General features: G+C 74.3%; 20 protein-coding genes. 11 read left to right on the top strand and 9 right to left on the bottom strand.

Features of this window, described 5'->3' with window-relative positions:
- From KMS84_RS23170 to KMS84_RS23180, 3 genes are all read left to right on the top strand, one after another.
- A partial coding sequence (locus KMS84_RS23170; protein WP_256918348.1) for an LLM class oxidoreductase occupies nt 1-631 on the top strand: 631 nt, incomplete at its 5' end.
- A gap of 1,051 nt (nt 632-1,682) precedes the next feature.
- A complete protein-coding gene (locus KMS84_RS23175; RefSeq protein WP_256918349.1) occupies nt 1,683-2,594 on the top strand; it encodes a S1 family peptidase in 912 nt (303 codons plus the stop codon).
- Nucleotides 2,595-3,002: 408 nt separating this feature from the next.
- Nucleotides 3,003-4,085 (top strand): S1 family peptidase, encoded by a 1,083-nt coding sequence (locus KMS84_RS23180; protein ID WP_256918350.1) that lies wholly within the window; start codon nt 3,003-3,005, stop codon nt 4,083-4,085.
- A 72-nt stretch (nt 4,086-4,157) separates the two neighbouring features.
- Here KMS84_RS23180 and KMS84_RS23185 read toward each other — a convergent pair whose 3' ends face one another.
- Nucleotides 4,158-5,213, bottom strand: a complete 1,056-nt coding sequence (locus tag KMS84_RS23185) for a DUF3533 domain-containing protein (RefSeq protein WP_256918351.1) — start codon at nt 5,211-5,213, stop codon at nt 4,158-4,160.
- 152 nt (nt 5,214-5,365) lie between these two features.
- Between KMS84_RS23185 and KMS84_RS23190 the strand changes: the two genes are divergently transcribed.
- The gene (locus KMS84_RS23190) at nt 5,366-9,007 is read left to right on the top strand and encodes a DNA polymerase III subunit alpha (RefSeq protein WP_256918352.1); all 3,642 of its coding nucleotides are present in this window, start codon (nt 5,366-5,368) and stop codon (nt 9,005-9,007) included.
- A complete protein-coding gene (locus KMS84_RS23195; RefSeq protein ID WP_256918353.1) occupies nt 9,004-9,975 on the top strand; it encodes a DNA polymerase Y family protein in 972 nt (323 codons plus the stop codon). The genes KMS84_RS23190 and KMS84_RS23195 overlap by 4 nt, the downstream gene beginning before the upstream one ends.
- Nucleotides 9,976-9,987: 12 nt before the next feature.
- On the opposite strand, the gene KMS84_RS23200 is transcribed toward KMS84_RS23195, so the two are convergent.
- Entirely contained in the window at nt 9,988-10,362 is a 375-nt protein-coding gene (locus KMS84_RS23200; RefSeq protein WP_256918354.1) for a cupin domain-containing protein, read from the bottom strand.
- Nucleotides 10,363-10,470: 108 nt separating this feature from the next.
- Here KMS84_RS23200 and KMS84_RS23205 point away from each other — a divergent pair, with 108 nt between their 5' ends.
- Nucleotides 10,471-10,914 (top strand): MarR family winged helix-turn-helix transcriptional regulator, encoded by a 444-nt coding sequence (locus KMS84_RS23205; protein WP_256918355.1) that lies wholly within the window; start codon nt 10,471-10,473, stop codon nt 10,912-10,914.
- A 173-nt stretch (nt 10,915-11,087) separates the two neighbouring features.
- A complete protein-coding gene (locus KMS84_RS23210) occupies nt 11,088-11,987 on the top strand; it encodes an esterase/lipase family protein (RefSeq protein WP_256918356.1) in 900 nt (299 codons plus the stop codon).
- A 116-nt stretch (nt 11,988-12,103) separates the two neighbouring features.
- Here the strand turns inward: KMS84_RS23210 and KMS84_RS23215 are convergent, their stop codons facing one another.
- Nucleotides 12,104-13,162 (bottom strand): lytic polysaccharide monooxygenase, encoded by a 1,059-nt coding sequence (locus tag KMS84_RS23215; protein WP_256918357.1) that lies wholly within the window; start codon nt 13,160-13,162, stop codon nt 12,104-12,106.
- 157 nt (nt 13,163-13,319) lie between these two features.
- Between KMS84_RS23215 and KMS84_RS23220 the strand changes: the two genes are divergently transcribed.
- Entirely contained in the window at nt 13,320-13,781 is a 462-nt protein-coding gene (locus KMS84_RS23220) for a GNAT family N-acetyltransferase (protein WP_256918358.1), read from the top strand.
- Nucleotides 13,782-13,825: 44 nt separating this feature from the next.
- Here KMS84_RS23220 and KMS84_RS23225 read toward each other — a convergent pair whose 3' ends face one another.
- Entirely contained in the window at nt 13,826-13,960 is a 135-nt protein-coding gene (locus KMS84_RS23225; protein ID WP_133913577.1) for a hypothetical protein, read from the bottom strand.
- Between the two features lie 140 nt (nt 13,961-14,100).
- On the opposite strand from KMS84_RS23225, the gene KMS84_RS23230 reads away from it, so the two are divergent.
- Complete coding sequence (locus tag KMS84_RS23230) at nt 14,101-14,715, top strand: class I SAM-dependent methyltransferase (RefSeq protein ID WP_256918359.1); 615 nt, start codon at nt 14,101-14,103, stop codon at nt 14,713-14,715.
- A 16-nt stretch (nt 14,716-14,731) separates the two neighbouring features.
- On the opposite strand, the gene KMS84_RS23235 is transcribed toward KMS84_RS23230, so the two are convergent.
- Together KMS84_RS23235 and KMS84_RS23240 are read right to left on the bottom strand one after the other, a co-directional pair.
- Nucleotides 14,732-15,235, bottom strand: coding sequence for a ribonuclease FAU-1 family protein (locus tag KMS84_RS23235; RefSeq protein WP_256918360.1), 504 nt, complete (start codon nt 15,233-15,235; stop codon nt 14,732-14,734).
- Nucleotides 15,216-16,145, bottom strand: coding sequence for a GNAT family N-acetyltransferase (locus KMS84_RS23240; RefSeq protein WP_256918361.1), 930 nt, complete (start codon nt 16,143-16,145; stop codon nt 15,216-15,218). The genes KMS84_RS23235 and KMS84_RS23240 overlap by 20 nt, the downstream gene beginning before the upstream one ends.
- Before the next feature lie 69 nt (nt 16,146-16,214).
- Here KMS84_RS23240 and KMS84_RS23245 point away from each other — a divergent pair, with 69 nt between their 5' ends.
- On the top strand, nt 16,215-16,583 hold the full coding sequence (locus KMS84_RS23245; protein ID WP_256918362.1) for a GntR family transcriptional regulator: 369 nt from the start codon (nt 16,215-16,217) through the stop codon (nt 16,581-16,583).
- Between the two features lie 71 nt (nt 16,584-16,654).
- Here KMS84_RS23245 and KMS84_RS23250 read toward each other — a convergent pair whose 3' ends face one another.
- Together KMS84_RS23250 and KMS84_RS23255 are read right to left on the bottom strand one after the other, a co-directional pair.
- On the bottom strand, nt 16,655-17,428 hold the full coding sequence (locus KMS84_RS23250) for a DUF72 domain-containing protein (RefSeq protein WP_256918363.1): 774 nt from the start codon (nt 17,426-17,428) through the stop codon (nt 16,655-16,657).
- A 45-nt stretch (nt 17,429-17,473) separates the two neighbouring features.
- A complete protein-coding gene (locus tag KMS84_RS23255) occupies nt 17,474-18,568 on the bottom strand; it encodes a DUF5925 domain-containing protein (protein ID WP_256918364.1) in 1,095 nt (364 codons plus the stop codon).
- 273 nt (nt 18,569-18,841) lie between these two features.
- On the opposite strand from KMS84_RS23255, the gene KMS84_RS23260 reads away from it, so the two are divergent.
- Complete coding sequence (locus KMS84_RS23260; RefSeq protein WP_256918365.1) at nt 18,842-19,648, top strand: SGNH/GDSL hydrolase family protein; 807 nt, start codon at nt 18,842-18,844, stop codon at nt 19,646-19,648.
- A 15-nt stretch (nt 19,649-19,663) separates the two neighbouring features.
- Here the strand turns inward: KMS84_RS23260 and KMS84_RS23265 are convergent, their stop codons facing one another.
- The gene (locus KMS84_RS23265; protein WP_256918366.1) at nt 19,664-21,304 is read right to left on the bottom strand and encodes a serine/threonine-protein kinase; all 1,641 of its coding nucleotides are present in this window, start codon (nt 21,302-21,304) and stop codon (nt 19,664-19,666) included.
- Nucleotides 21,305-21,316 lie beyond the last annotated feature (12 nt).

Genomic DNA, 21,316 nt, shown 5'->3' on the forward strand with positions numbered 1-21,316 from the left:
GCGTCCCGACGCCCACGGGAGGGCCGACGACGACCCGCCGCCTCCTGTCGGCCTCGGCGGTCTCGCCTCCGGGGCGAACGGGCCGTCCGCCGGGGCCGGATCCGCGCAGGGGAGCCCCGTGCGCGTCGTCGACGCGGGCGAGGCGCGCGCCCGGTCCGTCGCCGTGCCGCACGCCGACGTCGTCCTGGTCCGTGCGACCAGCCCCGCGCTGGCCCGTGCCGCCCGCGACCGGCTGCGGTCCGAGGCCGCGGACGCCGGACGCGACCCGGACTCGCTGCGAGTCATGGCCGGTCTGCTGATCGACCTCGGCGACGGAGAGCACGCGGCCCACCCCGGGCACGGCGGGGGCGGCCCCCGGCAGACGCGGCGCGGCCCGCTGTACCGGGGCGGCCCCGTCGACCTCGCCGACCTGATCGCCTCCTGGCGTCAGGAGGGCGCCGTCGACGGCTTCCACCTCACCCCCGTCGAACCGCGCCGGGACCTGGAGCGCCTGGTCAACGGCACGGTGGCGCTCCTTCAGCACCGGGGCCTGTTCCGCACGTTCTATCCGGGCAGCACCCTGCGCGAGCACCTGGGGCTCGCCCGGCCCGCCGCCCGGCCCGCGGGCAGCCCCGCCGAGGGAGCGGCCTGAGCTGTCCGGCGCGGGTGCCGGAGCGGGTGCGGCCGCGTCGAGGGACGCGCATGAGGGAGGTCTCGTGACACGCGGCCGCCTGCGGCCGAAATGCGGCGTCCGACGGCACGTCACCCGGTACACGACGCGCCGCGCGAGGGCCATCCGGAGGGTCGAATTCCGGACACCGGGCCCCGCGACGGCCGAGGCGGCGGCGCGGTGTTCTCCGCGCCCGGTCCCGGCGGGACGGCCACGAGCGCCGGGGCCGGTCGTCGCGCCGGTCCCCGTGCAGGTCACCGGGGCCCGGGCCCGCGTGAGCCCGGGGCCCGTCCGTGGCCGGCAGACGCGGGACCGGGTCGGCGGAGGTGCGCGTGCGCGGGGCGGCACACGGTGGGCCGCACCGTGCGCGCCGAACCGTGGCGGCGCCTGAGGAGGTGTGATGTCGCCCGGGACCGCCCGGGGTTCCGGCGCCGGCCCCGGGCCGCCGGCGCCGTCGTCCGCGCCGGGCTCCGGCCGTCACCCGGCGGCGGGGTCGCGGACGCCCGGCCGCGGAGGGAGACGACCGCGCCCGGTCGGGCCCGGCGGGAGCGGCGTTCGCCGACGCCATCGGCGGGACGACCGGTCGACGCGTCCCGGCCGACGGGTCCGGCCGCGGGCCCGGCCGACGGGTCCGGGTCCCGGCGTTCCGGCGCCCCGGCGCGTTCGGAGGGTGGGGGGCGCGTCGGCGGTCCCGGGCGCGGGCGTACTGCCTCCGTGCGCCATTGCCGGGACTTCGGTCCGTTCGCCGCCTCCGCCGGGAAGACATGGGACGTGGCGGTCGAGGAAGAGGAGCGCAACCCGGTCTGAGCTGGGGCAAGAGGGCTGCAAGAGGGATCGACTCACGCAGTTCGTTCACTGGTTGACGGCCGAAAGGCGCCCTTGCGCCTACCGGCCGTTCGGCCGAATACTCCCCCTCAGCGCTTGTCAGGGTCACGGCGTGTCCGAAAACCGGACGAACGTCGGCCCTGGCTGCGCCTCACGGGCCCCGACCCCACACGACGGGCCCCCGACTTCCCCTGGGAGGGAACGAAACGTGAGGATCAAGCGCACCACCCCCACCACCCCCAAGAGCGGCATCTCGAGACGGACCCGGCTGACCGCCGTGGCCACCGGGCTCGTGGCCGCGGCCGCCGTCGCCATCCCCCACGCGAGCGCGGCGGACGACACCACCTTCAGCGCGGCCGAACTCAGCAGCGCCGGCGCCTCGGTGCTGAAGGCGGACGTCCCGGGCACCGCCTGGGCGGTCGACAGCAGGACCAACCGACTGGTGGTCACCGTCGACAGCACGGTCTCCGACGCCGAGATCGCGAAGATCAGGCAGCAGGCGGGCGGCAACGCCGGCGCGCTCACGATCAAGCACACCCCGGGCAAGTTCAACAAGCTCATCGCCGGCGGCGACGCCATCTACGGCGGCGGCTACCGCTGCTCGCTCGGCTTCAACGTGCGCAGCGGCAGCACCTACTACTTCCTGACGGCCGGCCACTGCGGCGAGGTCGCGTCGACCTGGTACTCCAACTCCGGGCAGTCGACCACCCTGGGCACCAACGTCAGCTACAGCTTCCCGACCAACGACTATGCGCTGGTCCGCTACACCAACACCTCCGTCACCAAGTCCGGCACCGCGGGCAACACGGACATCACCAGTGCGGGCACGCCCAGCGTCGGCGCCACCGTCTACCGTGACGGCTCGACCACCGGCATCCACAGCGGCCGGGTCACCGCGCTGAACGCGACCGTGAACTACGGCGGCGGCGACGTCGTCTACGGCATGATCCAGACCAACGTCTGCGCCGAGGGCGGCGACTCCGGCGGCGCGCTGTACTCGACCAGCGGCGTCGCCTACGGCCTCACCTCCGGCGGCAGCGGCAACTGCAGCTCCGGTGGCACCACCTTCTTCCAGCCGGTGGTGGAGGCCCTGAACGCCTACGGCGTCAGCGTCTTCTAGTCGTAGCTCGTAGCTCGTAGCTCGTAGTTCGGGTAGTTCGTGGCGGGCCCCCGCGCGCGGATCGTCGCGCTCGGGGGCCCGTTGCCGTGCCGAGCACGGCACCGCAGCCCGCGGGCGCGCCTTTCGCGTCTGCCCGTCCCGCACACCACCACGTCCGGCGCATCACCACGTCCGACGCGTCCCTGCGTCCGAACGTGCCGGTCGGGAGCGGGTTCGTCCCTGGAGGACAACCCCAGGAAGGGGTGGTGAAGGAGCAGGGGGCGTGCGGTGCCCACCCTGTGCGCTTGTCGAGGTCGACCTTGTGCGCTCTCCACGGGGTTCGGAAGAGTGGGCGGCCGCCGACCATCCTTGCGGCCCGCCGCGGTCTGCGACACCGCTTCGGACCGACCCCCCACAGGAGGACGTGAGTTGAAGCACCGACGGATATCCGGACGACGGGCGGTCATGGCGGGCGCGGCAGCCGCCGCGCTCGTCACGGCGGGAGTCACCCTGCAGACCGCGAACGCCGACGAGCCCGCGAAGAGCCCCCGGCCCTCCGTCCTCTCGGCCCTCGCGGCCGGGAAGCTGGCCTCGACCCTGGGCGCGGACCTGGGCGACGACGCGGCGGGCACGTACTACGACGCCGAGCGCCGCGCCCTCGTGGTGAACGTCCTCGACGAGGACGCCGCGCACACCGTCGAGGCCGCCGGCGCCCGGGCCAGAATCGTCGGGAACACCCTCGCCGAACTGACCGGCGCCCACGCGAAGCTCAAGGCGGACGCGACCGTCCCGGGCACCGCCTGGGTGACCGACCCGACCACCAACAAGGTCGTGGTCCTGGCCGACCGCACGGTGTCCGGCACGCAGTGGGCCAAGCTCTCCAGGATCGTCGACGGCCTCGGCCAGGTGGCCGAACTGCGCCGTTCCCCGGGTGAGTTCAAGCCCTTCATCGCCGGCGGCGACGCCATCGGCGGCGGTGGCGGGCGCTGCTCGCTCGGCTTCAACGTCGTCAAGGGCGGCGAGCCGTACTTCCTGACCGCGGGGCACTGCACCGACGCCATCTCCACCTGGTCGGACTCCTCCGGCGCGACGATCGGCGTCAACGAGACCTCCAGCTTCCCGGGCCACGACTACGGCCTGGTCAGGTACACCGCCGGTGTGGCCCATCCGAGCGAGGTGAACCTCTACGACGGCTCGGCCCAGCCGATCACCGGCGCGGTCGAGGCCACCGTCGGCATGAAGGTCACCCGCAGCGGCTCCACCACCCGGGTGCACTCCGGCACGGTCACGGGCCTGGACGCCACGGTCAACTACGGCAACGGCGACATCGTCGACGGTCTGATCCGGACCGACGTGTGCGCCGAGCCCGGCGACAGCGGCGGATCCCTCTTCTCGGGCAGCAGCGCCGTCGGCCTGACCTCGGGCGGCAGCGGCGACTGCACCTCGGGCGGGGAGACGTTCTTCCAGCCGGTCACCGAGGCCCTGTCGGCGACGGGGACGCGGATCGGCTGACGGGCCGGGACGGCGTCGACGGAGCTCCCGCCCCGCCCTCAGGGGCGGGGCCCGCCCGCCCGCCGCCGGGTCTCACGGCGCGCTCGGCGCGCGGCGCGTGCGCAGGACCGGGGCCAGCAGGGTGACGACGACGCCCGCGACCGCCCACGCGGACAGCACCAGCAGGGACGCGGTCATGTCGTTGCCCTCGAAGTAGGCGATCGAGCGCGCCGCCCAGGTCCCCGCACCGGGCGGCAGCGCCGGGCCGATCGCCTTCCAGAACGGCGGGAGCAGCGGAGGGGGCAGGGCGCCGCCCGCGCTCGGGTTGCCCAGGATCACCACGAGCAGGATGACCAGCCCGATGCCGGCGAGCCCGAACACGCCCTGGAAGGCGAGCGTGGCCGCGCCGACCGCGAAGACGATCAGCGCCCCGAGCCCCCAGTAGGCCGCGACGCCGCCGGGCAGGGCGTCCAGGACGGGCCCGACGATCAGGGCGCCGCCGAGTCCGCCGACGACGGCGACGACGGCCATGGCGAGCAGCCGGATCACCGCGCGCCGCGGGGTGGAACGGCCGGCGCCCGAGCTGATGACCATGATCGAGGCGCAGAGGTAGCCGCCCACGCACCAGCCGACGGTCAGGTAGAAGGACGACAGCCCGTTGGCGTCCTCCCTGTCGGCCGGGACCACGTCGACGGTCCGCAGGGCGCGCCCCCGGGACTTCTCCAGGGAGGTGGTGAGCGTCGCCAGGGTGGCGGCCAGCACCTTGCCGCCGCCGGTGGCCACCAGGAGGGTGTCGGCGCCGCCGGCCGGGCCGACGACCAGGGCGCCGTCGATCGTCCGGTCGAGGATCTGCGCGCGGGCCGTCGCCGCGTCGGCCAGCGCCCGCGGGGCCAGGGGGTCGCCGGGCAGGTTCTCCAGCCGGGCCACCGTCTGCCGGGCGACGGCCTGGGGCGCGACCACGCCGAAGGGCACGTCCTTGGGCCGGGGGTCGTGCAGCGCTCCCACGTAGGAGGCGATGAAGAGCAGATGGAGGGCGACCACGCCGACGACCAGCAGCGAGGCCCGCGGGGTGACGGCGTCCTGCACCTCGTCGAGGAAGGAGCCGCGGGACGGGCCGCGGGGGGCGTCGGCGCCGGTGCTCTGTGTCATGTCCCCACGCTCCGGGCCACGGCATGTTTGTGCAGGTGGGGGGCGTCCGAACGGTTGTCGTACATACGTTCGGAATTTGGTCTATGGTGGGGGTGGGAGAGTAGTGAACTGATGTTCGATTCGTTCGGCTCATTCGATTTCGGGAGGTGCGGATGCCGGGGTTCACGCATCTGCACACCGTCTCCGGGTTCTCCCTGCGGTACGGGGCCTCGCACCCGGAACGGCTGGCCGAGCGCGCCTTCGAACGGGGCATGGACGCCCTCGCCCTCACCGACCGCGACACCCTCGCGGGCACGGTCCGCTTCGCCAAGGCCTGCGCGAAGGCGGGCGTGCGCCCGCTGTTCGGGGTGGACCTGGCGGTGACGGCGCCCGAGCGCCCGCAGGGCGACGCGTCCGTACGACGCGACCGTCGCCGCACCCCCGTGCGCGGCGGCGCCTTCGTCGACGAGTCGACACCCCGCGTCACCTTCCTCGCCCGCGACGGCGCGAGGGGCTGGGCCGACCTGTGCCGGCTGGTCACGGCCGCGCACGCGGGCGAGGACGGCGCGGGCCCGCCGTCGCTGCCCTGGGCCGAGAACCACGGCGACGGCCTGACCGTCCTGCTCGGGCCGGCCTCCGACGTCGGCCGCGCGCTCGCCGCGGGCCGCCCGGACCGGGCCGCGCGGCTGCTCGCCCCCTGGCGCGAGGCGTACGGCGACGCCCTGCGCCTGGAGGCCGTCTGGCACGGGCGCACCGGCACCGGTCACGGCTCCCTGCGGCTGGCCGCGCGCACCGTCGGCTTCGCCGCCGAACAGCGGATCCGGCCCGTCCTCAGCAACGCCGTCCGGTACGCCGACCCCGGCCAGGGCCCGGTCGCCGACATCCTGGACGCCGCCCGCCGGCTCGTCCCCGTCGACCCCGCCAAGGAGCTCGACTCGGGCGAGGCCTGGCTCAAGGGCGCGGACGCCATGCTCGGGGCGGCGGAGCGGATCGTGGAGGCCGCGGGCTTCCGGCGGGACGTCGCCCACCGGCTCCTGGAGCAGACCCGGGCCGCGGCCGCCGAGTGTCTGGTCGACCCCGAGGACGACCTGGGCATGGGCGCCGTCCACTTCCCCGAACCGCATCTCGTGGGCGCGGACCGCCGCACCGCCCAGCGGACGCTGGCCTCACGAGCGGTGGCGGGGATGGTGCTGCGGGGCTACGACCGGTCCGCGAAGGCGCGGCCGTACTGGGAGCGGATGCACGACGAGCTCGACATCATCGCCCACCACGGATTCGCCTCCTATTTCCTGACGGTCGCTCAGGTCGTGGACGACGTACGGAAGATGGGCATCCGGGTCGCCGCGCGCGGCTCGGGCGCGGGCTCCCTCGTCAACCACCTCCTCGGCATCGCCCACGCCGACCCCCTGGAGCACGGGCTGCTGATGGAGCGCTTCCTGTCCCGGGAGCGGGTCGTGCTGCCCGACATCGACGTCGACGTGGAGTCCGCGCGCCGGCTGGAGGTCTACCGCGCGATCATCGGCCGCTTCGGGGCCGAGCGGGTGGCGACGGTCGCGATGCCGGAGACGTACCGCGTCCGGCACGCGATCCGGGACGTCGGCGCGGCCCTGTCCATGGACCCGGCCGAGATCGACCGCGTGGCCAAGTCCTTTCCGCACATCCGGGCCCGGGACGCCCGCGCGGCCCTCGACGAACTGCCCGAACTCCGGGCGCTGGCAGGGGAGAAGGAGAGGTACGGGCGGCTGTGGGAGCTGGTCGAGGCCCTCGACGCCCTTCCGCGCGGAGTCGCCATGCACCCGTGCGGGGTGCTGCTGTCCGACGCCTCCCTGCTCTCGCGCACGCCGGTCGTGCCGACCAGCGGCGAGGGGTTCCCGATGGCCCAGTTCGACAAGGACGACGTCGAGGACCTCGGGCTGCTCAAGCTGGACGTGCTGGGCGTGCGGATGCAGTCGGCGATGGCGCACGCGGTGGCGGAGGTGGAGCGGGCGACGGGGGAGCGGATCGACCTGGACGCGGTCGAGGAGGGCGACCCGGCCACGTACCGGCTCATCCGGTCCACCGAGACGCTGGGGTGCTTCCAGATCGAGTCGCCGGGCCAGCGGGACCTGGTGGGGCGGTTGCAGCCGGCCACCTTCCACGACCTGGTCGTCGACATCTCCCTGTTCCGGCCCGGCCCGGTCGCCGCCGACATGGTGCGGCCGTTCATCGAGGCCCGGCACGGGCGCGCGCCGGTGCGCTACCCGCATCCGGATCTGACGGAGCCGCTGCGGGACACCCACGGCGTCGTGGTCTTCCACGAGCAGATCATCGACATCGTCGCGATCATGACCGGCTGCGGGCGGGGCGAGGCGGACCGGGTGCGGCGGGGGCTGTCCGACCCGGAGTCCCAGGGGCGGATCAAGGTGTGGTTCGCGCAGCACGCGGCGGCGCGGGGATACAGCGCAGAAACGATTCAGCGGACCTGGGAGATCGTCGAGGCCTTCGGTTCCTACGGCTTCTGCAAGGCGCACGCGGTGGCCTTCGCCGTCCCGACGTACCAGTCGGCGTGGTTGAAGGCCCACCATCCGGCCGCCTTCTATGCCGGACTGCTCACGCACGACCCCGGGATGTATCCCAAGCGGCTGCTGCTGGCGGACGCCCGGCGGCGCGGGGTGCCGATCCTGCCGCTGGACGTGAACCGGTCGGGCGTCGCCCATCGTATCGAACTGGTGTCTGAATCGAGGCGGACGGGGGAACCGGCGTCGTCGACGTCGTCGACGTCATCAGTGGACTCACCGGACTCACCGACCTCACCGGACTCACATGACTCACCGGACTCGGTGGATTCCGCCGGGCGTTGGGGGCTGCGGCTCGCCCTCTCCGACGTCCACGGCATCAGCGAGGCCGAGGCGGCGCGGGTCGCGGACGGGCAGCCGTACGCCTCGCTGCTGGACTTCTGGGAGCGGGCGCGTCCGAGCCGGCCGCTGGCCGGGCGGCTCGCCCAGGTCGGGGCGCTGGACGCCTTCGGCGGCAACCGTCGTGACCTGCAACTGCACCTGACCGAGCTGCACCGGGGCGGGCGTGGTGCGGGCGGCGGGCAGCTCCCGCTGGCCGGCGGGCGCGGGACGGCCCCGGCCGGGCTGCCCGACCTGACCTCCGCCGAGCGGCTCAGCGCCGAACTGGGCGTGCTGTCCATGGACGCCTCGCGCCATCTGATGGACGACCACGGCGACTTCCTCGCCGAGCTGGGCGTGGTCTCGGCCCGGCGGCTGCGGGAGGCGCGGCACGGGGAGACCGTGCTGGTCGCGGGCGCCAAGGCGGCCACCCAGACCCCGCCGATCCGGTCCGGCAAACGGGTCGTCTTCAGCACTCTGGACGACGGCACCGGCCTGGTCGACCTCGCCTTCTTCGAGGACTCCCACGACGCCTGCGCCCACACCGTCTTCCACTCCTGGCTGCTGCTGGTGCGCGGGGTGGTGCAGCGGCGCGGCCCGCGCAGCCTCAGCGTGGTGGGCGCGGCCGCCTGGAACCTCGCCGACCTGCTGGAGGTGCGCCGGGACGAGGGGCTGGAGGGAGTCGCGGCCCGGCTGGCCGCCCCGGGCGCCCCCGCCCCGGGCGCCCCCGGCGACGGCGACGGCCCGGCGCGCGGCCGGCTCGCCGGTTCGGACGGGCTGCCCGCGCCGGCGGGCTCGGCCGCCCGGGACGCGATGGAGCGGCGCCGTCTCCGGCTGCCCACGGGGTACGAGATGCACCCCTGGGCCGATCTGCGCCCCGCGGGCGAAGGGCCCGCGGTGGGAAGGAAGTTGTGGCACCAGAGTCCGGGGAGTGCGGGATGACCATCCTCTGCGTTCGTTTCCAGCTTCCTCCGGCGCGCGAGACCGCCGCCCTGCCGGCGCTGCTCGGGTTGCTGGAGGAGTTCACGCCGGTCGTCGAGGCGCTGCCGCCGGACGGGGCGCTGGCCGATCTGCGGGGCGCCGAACGGTACTTCGGGCGCAGCGCGGTGGAGCTCGCCTCGGTCGTCCGCGTGCGGGCGCTCGCGCTGCACGGCGTCGACTGCGTGATCGGCGCCGGTCCCGGCCCGCTGACGGCGCGCATGGCGCTGCGGGCCGCCCGGCCCGGGGTGACCCGCGCGGTCCCCGAGGGGGAGGTGCGCGAGTTCCTCGCCGGGCAGCCCGTCACCGCGCTGCCCGGGGTCGGTGCGGCGACCGCCCGCATCCTGTGCGAGTACGGCCTCGACACCCTCGGCCGGGTCGCCGTCGCCCCCCTGTCCACGCTCCAGCGCCTGGTCGGCGCGAAGGCGGGCCGGGAACTGCACGAGAAGGCGAACGGCGTCGACCGCGGCCGGGTGGTGCCGAACTCCGTGTCACGGTCGCTGGCCACGGAACGCCCCTTCGAGCGGGACGAACTGGATCCCGACCGGCACCGGCGCGCCCTGCTGTCGTCCGCCGAGGAACTGGGCGTTCGGCTGCGCGCGCTGGAGAAGGTGTGCCGCACCCTGACCCTCACCGTGCGCTACGCCGACCGCTCCTCCACCGCCCGCAGCCGCACCCTGAAGGAGCCGACCGCGCACTCGGCGGCCCTGACCGCGGCGGCGTACGGCCTGTACGAGGCGCTCGGCCTACAGCGCGCCCGGGTCCGCGCGGTCGCCCTGCGCGCCGAGGCCCTGGGCCCCGCCGAACAGGCCTCCCACCAGCTCAGCTTCGACCCCGTCGACGAGAAGGTCCGCCGGATCGAGGAGGTCGCCGACCGGGTCCGGGCGAAGTTCGGCCCGGGGGCGGTGAAGCCGGGCACGCTGGCGGCGTGAGGGGCGGCGGGATCAGTTGGCCCACGGGGGAGTGATCCGGGTGCCGTCGGCCAGTTCCGCCTCCAGTCCGATGGACGTGGTGACCCAGGACAGCGCGGTGTGATCGGTCGGGTTCTCGACGGCCAGGGTGGACCCCGGGTTGACGATCACCGTGTCGCCCGCCCTGATCCGCTCGGCGCGGCCGTCGAGGGTGAGGACCAGTTCGCCGACGAGCAGATGGAAGATCTCCTCCCGGTTGACGGTGTGCGCGGGCGCCTTGGTGCCCGCGGGGATCTCGCCCCGCCAGGCGCACAGTTCCTTGCTGCCGGTGAGGGGAGTGGCGTACGAGACGAAGCGGGCGCCGTGGATCTCGTGGGTGACGGCCTGCGCGGAGCGGACGACGGGCATGGGTGCCTCCTGGCACTCGGGACCGAACAGAGATGGTCAAGCAGCTTGACTAAGTTCCTCTATGGTCAAGCTGCTTGACCATTCTGTCAAGGGTGTTTCAATGCGGCTGTGCACACTTCCGAAGCCCTCGCCCTGTCCGCCGCCCTTCTCGCCGCCGCCGGTGAACTCACCCGGCGCATCGACGACGGCGTCGCCGCCCGCGGTTTCGAGGGGCGGCCCTCCTACGGCTTCGCCTTCGCGCGGCTCGCCCGGAGCGGCGCGACGGTCACCGAGCTGGGCGCCCACCTCGGCGTCACCAAGCAGGCGGCGAGCCAGCTCGTGGACGAGCTGGTGCGCAAGGGGTACGTCGAGCGGCGGCCGCACCCCGGGGACGCGCGTGCCCGGCTGATCGTCCTCACCGAGCGCGGCCGGGACTGCACCCGGGCGGCGGAGGAGGCGGCCGCCGAGGCGGTGCGGGCCTGGGCGGAGGTGCTCGGCGAGGAGCAGCTGAGCGCGCTGCGCGCCCAGTTGGCGCGCATTGCCCCCCATGGGCCCATTCGCCCCGTTTGGTGATCTCATTATCAGGAGCACGCGTCCGTCCGCGGCCATCACTGAAAGTTTTTACTGACGCGTAACTTCACACTTCACTTACTCGCCCGTAACTTGACGAGTGAACAGCATCCTCGTGATCCGGATCACAGGCGCAAGGCCATCGCACCTCCCTTGATCCGCAAGGAGATCACCCGATGCTGCCCTGGAAGCGTGTGTTCCGACCGTTCGCCGCCCTGCTGCTGGCCGCCGCGGCCGTCGCCGTCCCCGCCGTCTCCGCCGCCCACGCCGACTCCGCCACCGGGACCACCGTCGAGACCGCCGCCGTCACCGCCTCGGCGAGCGGCTGGAACGACTACCGCTGCAAGCCCTCCGCCGCACACCCCCGCCCCGTCGTCCTCGTGCACGGCACGCTCGGCAACTCCGTCGACAACTGGCTGGCCCTCGCCCCCTACCTCACGGTCCGCGGATACTGCGTCTTCTCCGTCGACTACGGCCAGCTGCCCGGCGTCCCCCTCTTCCACGGCCTCGGACCCGTCGACGCGTCGGCCGGGCAGCTCTCCGCCTTCGTGGACAAGGTGCTCGCGGCGACCGGCGCGCCCCAGGTCGACCTGGTCGGCCACTCCCAGGGCGGCATGATGCCGCGCTACTACCTGAAGTTCCTCGGCGGCGCGGCCAAGGTCGGCGCGCTCGTCGGCATCGCCCCCGACAACCACGGCGCCACCCTCAGTGGACTGGCCAACCTGCTCCCGTACTTCCCGGGCGCCGAGGACCTGATCACGGCCGCCACCCCCGGCCTCGCCGACCAGCTGCCCGGATCGGCGTTCCTCACCAAGCTCAACGCCGGCGGCGACACCGTTCCCGGCGTGCGCTACACGGTCATCGCCACCCGGTACGACGAGGTGGCCACCCCCTGGCGCAGCCAGTACCTGAGCGGCTCCGGAGTGCGCAACGTCCTGTTGCAGGACCTGTGTCCGCTGGACCTCTCCGAGCACGTGGCGATCGCGCTGTTCGACCGGATCGCGTTCCACGAGGTGGCCAACGCCCTCGACCCGGCGCATGCCTCCGCCACCACCTGTGCGTCCGCGCTGAGCTGACGCCGGGTCCGTCCGGGGTCCGCCCGGGGTCCGCCCGTGTTCCGCTCTGAAGGATCGTTTTGCCGGGGCCTGTCCGGCCTGAGCCGCCGGTCAGGCCCCGGAGTCGTGCGGCCGCGTCAGCGGCCGTGGCCGCCGGCCGCCCGCCTGCGCACCGACGCGAACAGCAGCCCCGCGCCCAGCGCCAGGACGGCCGCGCCGCCCACCGCGAGGTACGGGGCGCGGCCGTCGCCCCCGGTCCGCGCGAGGCTCCTGCCGGGAGCCGGACCGGCGGCCGCCGCCTTCGGCCCGCTGGAGCCCGACGACGACCCGCCCGCGGCGGACGGCTTCGCACCGGACCGCCGGGTGACGGACGGCTCCGCCGTGGCCGACGCCCCGGCGTCCCGGTCCGTCGCCGTGGCGGCGTCGTCGTCCCCGTGGCCGTGGTGCCCGACCGTGGATCGTCCGGCGCCGTCCGCGATCTGCCGTTCGGAGGGCGCGGAGACGGCCGGCGCGGGCGCCGCCGGTGCGGAGCCCCCGCCCGCCGCCCCGTTCCCGCCGGCCGTGGCGAACGTGACGTCCGAGCAGGAGTAGAACGCCTCCGGACTGTCCGAGCGCTGCCAGATCGTGTACAGCAGCTGCCGGCCCGAGCGCTCGGGCAGGGTTCCGGAGAAGGTGGCGAAGCCGCCCGCCGGGGCCGGGTCGACGGCGGTCGCCACCGGGTGCCCCAGATCCAGGTCGGACCAGGCCGGCGGCCGGGTCGGGTCGTAGCCGGGCCACGTGATGTAGACCGTGAAGGCGCCCTTGTGCGGGGCGGTCACCCGGTACCTGAAGGTGTACGGGCCGCCGCGGACGCTCGTGGCCGGCCAGTCGGCGCGGGCCAGGTCCAGGCCCTTGAACTCCGCGTTGCCCGCGCTGCACAGCCTGCCGTCCGCGATCAGTTCCCGGTGGCGGCCGGCGGCGTCGCCGACGCGGACGCCGTTCCAGTCGTACAGCGCCTGCGTCCCGCCCGCCGCGACCGCGGCCCGGCAGGCCTGCGACCTCGGGCTCTCGGGGCCCTCGGCGTAGCACTGCGCGCCCCGGCCGACCGGAGTGCTCATCGAGCCGTGCGCGGCCGCCGGCCAGGCGGCCAGCGCGGTCAGGGCCAGCGGAGCCAGACCGACGGCGGTGACGGCGGCGGCCTTGCGGCGTGCGGGCATGGGGAGTCTCCTGGGAACCGGGACCGAAGCGGAGCGCGACGAACGCCGCGCCGGACCCAGGAAACCGTGGAAATCCCTGCTGGAGGCGGTCCGCGACGATCTTTAGGGCCGCCTTAAGGAAGCGCTGAGGCGCAGATCAGGTAGGGGGGTTCACCGCATGACGAGCGAGGGCATCCGGCCCGCCACGGCGGCCGACGTCCCGGCCGTGAAGGCCGTGACGGACGCGGCGTACACGCCCTACATCGAGCGCATCGGCCTGACGCCGCGGCCCATGGCGGCCGATCACGCGGCGGACGTGGCCGCGGGCAAGGTGTTCGTGACCGGCGGCCCGCCCGGGGGCGCGGTGGCCGGCCTCGTGGTCGTCGAGGCGTTCGCGGACCATCTCTTCCTCGACAGCATCGCCGTCCGCCCCGACGTCCGCGGTTCGGGCGTCGGGCGGCGCCTGCTGCACTTCGTGGACGCACACGCGCGTGCCCTGGGCCTGCCCGAGGTCAGGCTGCACACGCACGTGTCGATGTGGGAGAACCAGAAGATCTATCCGCGCTACGGCTACGCACTCGTGGGGCGGCGGGCGGACGGCCCCTACGAGCGCCTCCTCTACCGCAAGCGGCTGCACTGAGCACGCGCCGGGGCCGCGCGGGCCGCGCTCACGGCCGTCGGCCGTCAGCCGTCGGGCCACCAGGTGCGCGCGATGTCCTTGCGCACCTCGGGGCGCCCGGCGGGCCGTTCGTCGGCCTCCTCGCGGATCCGGCGGGAATCCGTCTTCTTCAGGGGCTTCTGCACGGTCGTACGGCGCATGGCTGCCTCCTTGAGGGGCTACCGAGTTCCGCGTTCTCACGGAGGTAGACCCGTTGAGGGAGAGTTCCTCATCGTCCCCCGGTCTGTCAGTGGCGGGTGTCACGATTCGAGTGTCAGTGGCAGGTGCCACTCTGGGGCACATGAGGGAAAAGAGTGACGAAGCGACTTCGCCCGGTATCGACTGGAACGCCGCGGCGGCCGCCTTCGACGAGGAGCCCGACCACGGCCTGCGCGACCCCGACGTGCGCGCCGCCTGGGCCGCACGGCTGCGGACCTGGCTGCCGCGACACCGCTGCGATCTGCTCGACCTCGGCTGCGGCACCGGCAGTCTGTCGCTCCTCGCGGCCGAACAGGGACACCGGGTGACGGGCGTCGACCTGTCCCCGGCCATGGTCGGCCTGGCCCGCGCCAAACTCGCAGGCCGTGACGCCGCGTTCCTCGTCGGTGACGCGGCGGCGCCGCCCGTGGGGGAGGAGCGCTTCGACGTCCTGCTCGTCCGGCACGTGCTGTGGACGCTGCCCGACCCCGCGCGCGTCCTGCGCCACTGGCGCGCTCTGCTGCGCCCCGGCGGGCGGCTCGTGCTGGTCGAGGGCGTGTGGGGGGCCGTCGCCCCGGTGGGCATACCGGCGGACCGCCTCGCGGCGCTGCTCGCCCCGCTGAGCGACCGCGTGCGCGTGGAGCCGCTGTCGGGGGACGCCCGCCTGTGGGGCGGGCCCGTCACCGACGAGCGGTACGCGGTGGTGGCCGTGGTCTGACCGTCGGGGCGACCGCTCACGCCAGCAGCGACTCCAGGCCGCCGTCGGCGCGGGCGAGCGCCTCCAGTTCGTCCAGGGCGGCCACCGCGGCGGCGGCCGCCGCCGGGTCCCGCCGCGCGAGCCCGCTCTCGGCGAACTCGTCCTCGTCCAGCCGCCGTACGTCGCTCCCGTCGGCGGACCGCCACAGGTCCAGGTCGAGGTCCTCCACGACCAGTTCCCCGCCGAGGAGCACGGCCGGGCGGGTGACGTCGCAGTACCAGCCCTTCAGCTCGCCCGCCGCGTCGCGGACCTCCTTGACCGCGTACCAGCGCTCACGCCAGTAGTGCTCGGTGAAGACGTCGCCCGCCTCGAACCGGACGAAGCCGAAGTCCCGTACGCCCGCACCGGCCCAGGGCGCGCGCACCGTGACCCGGGCGCCGTCGTCGGACAGCAGCTCGGCGGCGTAACGGATCTTCGTCCGCCCGGCCTTGACCAGGACGACGTCCACCGACCCCACCGGCTCAGCCGAGTTCGCGGACATAGCGCACCTCCGTCCCGCAGATCTCGTACCCGAACCATCGGTTGACCGCGAGCATCGGTTCGTTGCCCGCGTCGTTCCCGGTGTGCGCCTCGGCATAGCCCGCGGCGCGCGCCCGGTGCAGCGAGTGGTTCTTGACCAGCTTGGCCAGACCCCGGCCCCGGTAGGCGCGGGCGGTCCCGGTCATGCCCGTGGCGTACCGCCCGGCGTCGCCGGTGTGGGCCACGCTGAACGCCACCGCCCGGCCGTCGGCCACGGCGACCGACGTCAGGTCCAGGTTCAGGTGCGGGTGCTTCCAGTACTCGTCGATCCAGGCCTCGTAGTCGCTCATCTCGGTCGCCACGTCGCCCGGCTCGTCCGAGCCCGCCTCCGCGTCCAGCGCGAACAGCGGGCGCGGGTCGTCCGCGAAGTCGGCGCCGGTGCGCAGCTCCACACCGGGCGGCGGGTCCTGCAACGGCGGCAGCGCGGCCCCCGCCAGGTCCAGCCGGAGGAAGTGCGCGCTGCGTCCGGGCCGGTAGCCGCGCCGCTCGGCGAAGGCCCGGTCGCCCGGCGTGTCCAGCACCCAGGCGAACAGCTTCTTCGCCCCGTGCGCCGCGAGGTGCTCCTCCGCCGTTCCCACCAGCAGCGCGCCCGCCCCGCGTCCGGTGTGCGCCGGGTCCACGTACACGTTGAGAGCGCCCTGGCCCGGCTCCGGGCTGTCATGGGCGAGGCTCACCTGGGCCGTGCCGACGACCTCGCCGTCCGCCACGGCCACCAGCTTGCGGGCGTGGGCGTCGGGGTGGGACAGCGTGAGGCCGTGCAGCACGGAGGCCGGGCTGAAGAACACATACGGCAGCGCGAGATGCCGGACCCGGACGAAGCCCTCGATGTCGGCGGCCGAGTCGGGGCGCAGTTCGCGCACGGTGACGGTCATGGGGCGCACGCTACGGGCGGGCGGCCCGGGCATGCCTCCCATTTTCCGCCGGTGCGGGACAATCGCCCCGTGACCTTGAAGATCCATATCGATGAGGGCGCCGCACCGTACGAGCAGGTGCGCGCGCAGATCGCCGAACAGGCGCGGTCGGGGGCGCTGCCGGTCGGCTACCGGCTGCCGACGGTGCGGGGACTGGCCGAGTCGCTCGGCCTCGCCGCGAACACCGTCGCCAAGGCCTACCGGGCGCTGGAGACGGACGGCGTGATCGAGACCCGGGGGCGCAACGGCACCTTCGTCGCCGCGTCCGGGCCGGCGGCGCAGCGGGAGGCCGCGGGCGCCGCGGGCGCCTACGCCGAGCGGGCGCTGCGGCTGGGGCTCACCGAGGAGGAGGCCACGGCCGTCGTGCGGGAGGCCCTGCGGGCGGCCTACCGGGCGTGACGGGCCGCACCCCACCGGTGCCGCGCCACCTGACGGGCGTGGTCCGCGGCGGGTGATCGGGCGATCCGTGGTCAACCTCGGGCGGCGAGCGCGCGGGGGGTCCGCGTCACCCGCAGCCCGGCCCGTTCCGCCGTCCTGCCGAACAGGGCCGCGTCCCCCACGGCCGCGCCGCCCGGGTCGTTGTTGAAGTACGCGTAGACGTCCGCGTCACGCGGCCAGGTCGTCGCGACGCGGTCCACCCAGGTCTCCAGCGCGCGCTGCCCGTAGCGCGGCCAGGGCCGGGCCCGGCCCTGGTGGAAGCGGACGTACCCCCAGTCGGCGGTGCGCCACAGCGGAGTGACCGGGCGGGACGCGACGTCGGCCCAGCACAGGGCCGCGCCCCGGGACCGCAGCACCTCCCGCACCTCCGGGTTCCACCAGGAGTCGTGCCGCGGCTCCACCGCGACGCGGACGTCCGCCGGGAAGCAGGCCAGACAGGCGTCCAGCAGCCCCGGATCGCCCCGCAGGGTCGGCGGCAGCTGGAGCAGCACCGGCCCGAGGCGGGGCCCGAGGCCGGCCGCGTGGGTCATCAGCCGGTGCACGGGCTCCTGCGGGTCGTGCAGCCGTTTGATGTGGGTCAGATAGCGGCTCGCCTTCACCGTGACGGTGAAGTCCGACGGGACGCGCTCGGCCCAGGACGCGAAGGTCTCGCGTGAGGGCAGCCGGTAGAACGCGTTGTTGATCTCGACGGTGGCGAAGTGGGCCGTGTACTCCTCCAGCCACCGCCGCACGGGCACGTCCGCCGGGTACAGCACGCCTCTCCAGTCCTTGTACTGCCAGCCCGACGTACCGACGTACAGCGTCATACCTCCATCAAAACACCCGGACCGGATCCGTGTGCCCCAAGGGGATCAGAGGTACAGCCCCGCGTCCACGCCGCCGCGCGGTTCCGGCAGCGAGGCGGGGGAGACGCCCCGGTGCAGCGCGTACAGCTCCGCCAGCGTGGCGCCGTCGCGGCCGACGCCCTCGTCCGTGCCGAGCCACTCCACGGCCTCCCGCCGGGTCAGCGCGCCGACCTCGATGCGGGCCATGCAGCGGCCGGGACGCACGACGGCGGGGTGCAGCCGCTCCAGGTCCTCGTTGGTGGTGACCCCCACCAGGACGTTGCGCCCCTGACCGAGCAGGCCGTCGGTGAGGTTGAGCAGCCGGGAGAGCGCCTGGCCCGCCGTGTGCTTGGCCTCGCCCCGGATCAGCTCGTCGCAGTCCTCCAGGAGCAGCAGGCGCCAGCGGCCCTTGCCCGTGCCGTCCTCCTCGCCGATCGCGATGTCCATCAGGTAGCCCACGTCGGAGAAGAGCCGCTCCGGGTCCAGGACGCAGTCCACCTGGCACCACTCCCGCCAGGAGCGGGCCAGGGTGCGCAGCGCCGAGGTCTTGCCGGTGCCGGGCGGGCCGTGCAGCAGGAGCAGCCGGCCCGCGATGTCCTGCGGGGTCGTCGCCATCAGGCCGTCCATCGCCTCGGCGACGGGGGCGGTGTAGTTGGCGCGCACCTCGTCCCAGGTGCCCGCGGAGATCTGACGGGTCGTGCGGTGCGGGCCGCGCCGCGGGGAGACGTACCAGAACCCCATGGTCACGTTCTCCGGCTGGGGCTCGGGCTCGTCGGCCGCGCCCTCGGTGGCCTCGTCGAGCACCTTGGCGGCCAGTTCGGCGGTGGTCGCGGTGACCGTGACGTCCGCGCCGCGGTTCCAGCGGGACACCAGCAGCGTCCAGCCGTCCCCCTCGGCGAGCGTCGCGCTGCGGTCCTCGTCGCGGGCGACGCGCAGCACGCGGGCCTGCCGGGGGAGCAGGGTCGCGCCGGAGCGTACGCGTTCGATGTTGGCGGCGTGCGAGTACGGCTGCTCGCCGGTCGCGAAGCGGCCGAGGAACAGCGCGTCGACGACATCGGACGGCGAGTCGGAGTCGTCGACGGTGAGCCGGATCGGCAGAGCGTCCTGTGGCTGGGCAGACATGCGGCCATGATCCGGCACCAGGCCCCCGCGCGCATCCGGTTTCCGCCGTGCGCGTGGTGTGTCGGGTAGGCCGGAGATGCCCGATGTGCCCCGTTCGGCCCCCGCGTGCGACGCGGCGTCAGGAGTGCTCGCGCGTCCGCCCGTCGGACCGTGAAGGCGCGAACCGTCCCCGAAGTCCGTGGTGAGGGCCAAACGGTCTTGGCATGGACACTTCCCGTCAATGCGGGTGCTTGCTACGAAAGTTGTGGCAGAGAACCTGCTAAAGGAGGTTCCATGAGACGTTCCCGACTTGTCGTATTCGTCAGCTCAGTCCTCCTCGCCCTCGGCGCCACCCTCACCGGGGCCGGCTCCGCGCAGGGATCCCAACTCGCCGCCACCGGCGGCTACGTGGCCCTCGGCGACTCCTACTCCTCCGGCGTCGGCGCGGGGAGCTACCTCGGCTCCAGCGGCGCCTGCAAGCGCAGCACCAAGGCGTACCCGTACCTCTGGAACGCCGCCCACGCCCCCGCCTCCTTCACCTTCGCGGCTTGTTCGGGAGCCCGTACGGGTGATGTTCTGGCGAGTCAGCTCGGCGGCCTGAACTCCTCCACCGGCCTCGTCTCGATCACCATCGGCGGCAACGACGCCGGCTTCGCCGACGTCATGACGACCTGTGTCACCAGCTCCGACAGCGGCTGCCTGAGCCGCATCAACACGGCCAGGGCCTATGTCGACTCGACGCTCCCCGGCAAACTCGACGACGTCTACACGGCGATCAGCACCCGGGCGCCCAACGCGCGTGTCGTCGTCATCGGCTATCCCCGCTTCTACCGGCTCGGCACCCTGTGCCTCGGCCTGTCCGAGACCAAGCGCTCCGCCATCAACGGCGCGGCCGACTACCTCGACGCCGCCGTGGCCCGGCGGGCCGCCGCCCACGGCTTCGTCTTCGGCGACGTCCGCACCCCGTTCGGCGGCCACGAGATCTGCTCCGGCAGCTCCTGGCTGCACAGCCTCGACCTGCTGAACATCGGCGAGTCCTACCACCCGACCGCCTCGGGGCAGTCGGGCGGCTACCTGCCGGTCCTCACCGGCGCGGCCTGACGCCCGCCGTCCGGCTCACTCGGACGGCGAGGACGAGGGGGAGGCCCCGCCCGACGGGGTCTCCGTCTCGCAGGTCACCGAGAACGGCACCGCGTCCGACGTCGCCTTCACCGGATCCCGCACCTCGACGGCGATGGAGTTGCGGTACGTGCCGCTCTCCGCGTACGTCGACACGATCACCTTGTCCTGCTTCGACTTCCCGCCGCCCGACGGGAAGTCGAGCGTCTTCCAGGTCTGCCCGGACAGCTCGCCGTCCTTCGTCACCCAGCGGTAGGACACCGTCGCGGGCAGCCGCCCCACCGTGATCGTCGCGGTGAACGCGGGCGCGTCGGCGTCCTGCGGCGGACACGCGCCGGTGTAGTCCGTGTGCGACCCGGCGACGCCGACCGCGACCGTCTGCTCCGGCGCGGCGGAGGAGGGGCTCTCGCTCGGGCTCGGGCTCGGCGACTCGGCGGCCGACTCGCTCGGCTTCTGCTGCGCCGCGGGCGAACTCGCCGCCTCCGACGCGCTGTTCGTGACGCCGCTCGACCCGCCCTTGTGCCCGCCGTCATGGTTGAGCAGCCCGTACGTCAGACCGGCGACCGCCAGGGCCAGCACCGCCACCCCCGCGACGAGCAGCACACCGGCCCTGCGGCCCCGGTCCGGCTCCGCCGGTGGGGCGGACGGCCCGGGCGGGCCCCCGGCCGCCGTGGTCCACGGCTGCGGCGCCGTCGAGCCCGGGGGCTCGTGCCCGAAGGCTCCGGCGGGAGTCGCCGCCGTCGGCGGATACGGCGCGTACGGCGCCCCGCGGGTCGTGCCCGCACCCGGACCGGAGCCGGCGGCCGGCGTGCCTCCCGCCGCGATCAGCCGCAGGTCCTGCTCGGCCCGGTCGGCGGGCAGCCGTTCGGCCGGGTCCTTGCGCAGCAGGCCCTCGATCACCGGCGCGAGCGGCCCCGCCCGGCGCGGCGGCGGCAGTTCCTCGTCGACGACCGCACGCAGGGTGCTCAGCGGAGTGTCGTACCGGAAGGGGGAGTTGCCCTCGACCGCGGCGTACAGCAGCACGCCCAGCGACCACAGGTCCGACTCGGGCCCGGGCGTGCGCCCCAGCGCCCGCTCCGGCGCGAGGAACTCGGGAGAGCCGATGACCTCGCCGGTCATCGTCAGCGCCGAGGTGCCCTCGACGGTCGCGATGCCGAAGTCGGTGAGCACCACCCGCCCGTCGTTCGACATCAGCACGTTCGCCGGCTTGACGTCCCGGTGCAGCACGCCCGCCTCATGGGCGGCCCGCAGCGCGGCCAGCACCTCGGCGCCGATGTGCGCGACCCGCGCGGGTTCCAGCGGCCCCTCGGCGTCCAGCAGTTCGGACAGGGAGATCCCGTGCACGATCTCCATGACGATCCAGGGCCGCCCGTCCTGGGCGGCCACGTCGTACACGGTGACGACGTTGCGGTTCGCGACCCGGGCCGCGGCCCAGGCCTCGCGCTCCAGCCGGGCGTACAGGCGCTCGACGTCGGAGGCGGCCAGCCCGTGCGGCGCGCGCACCTCCTTGACCGCGACCTCGCGGTGCAGCACCTCGTCCCGGGCCCGCCACACCGTGCCCATACCGCCCTCGCCCAGCGGGGTCAGCAGACGGTAACGGCCCGCGATCAGACGTTCACTGCCCGGTTCTTCGGACACCGCGCCCCCATT

It is taken from the genome of Streptomyces hilarionis (assembly GCF_024539675.1).
Lineage (GTDB): Bacteria > Actinomycetota > Actinomycetes > Streptomycetales > Streptomycetaceae > Streptomyces > Streptomyces hilarionis.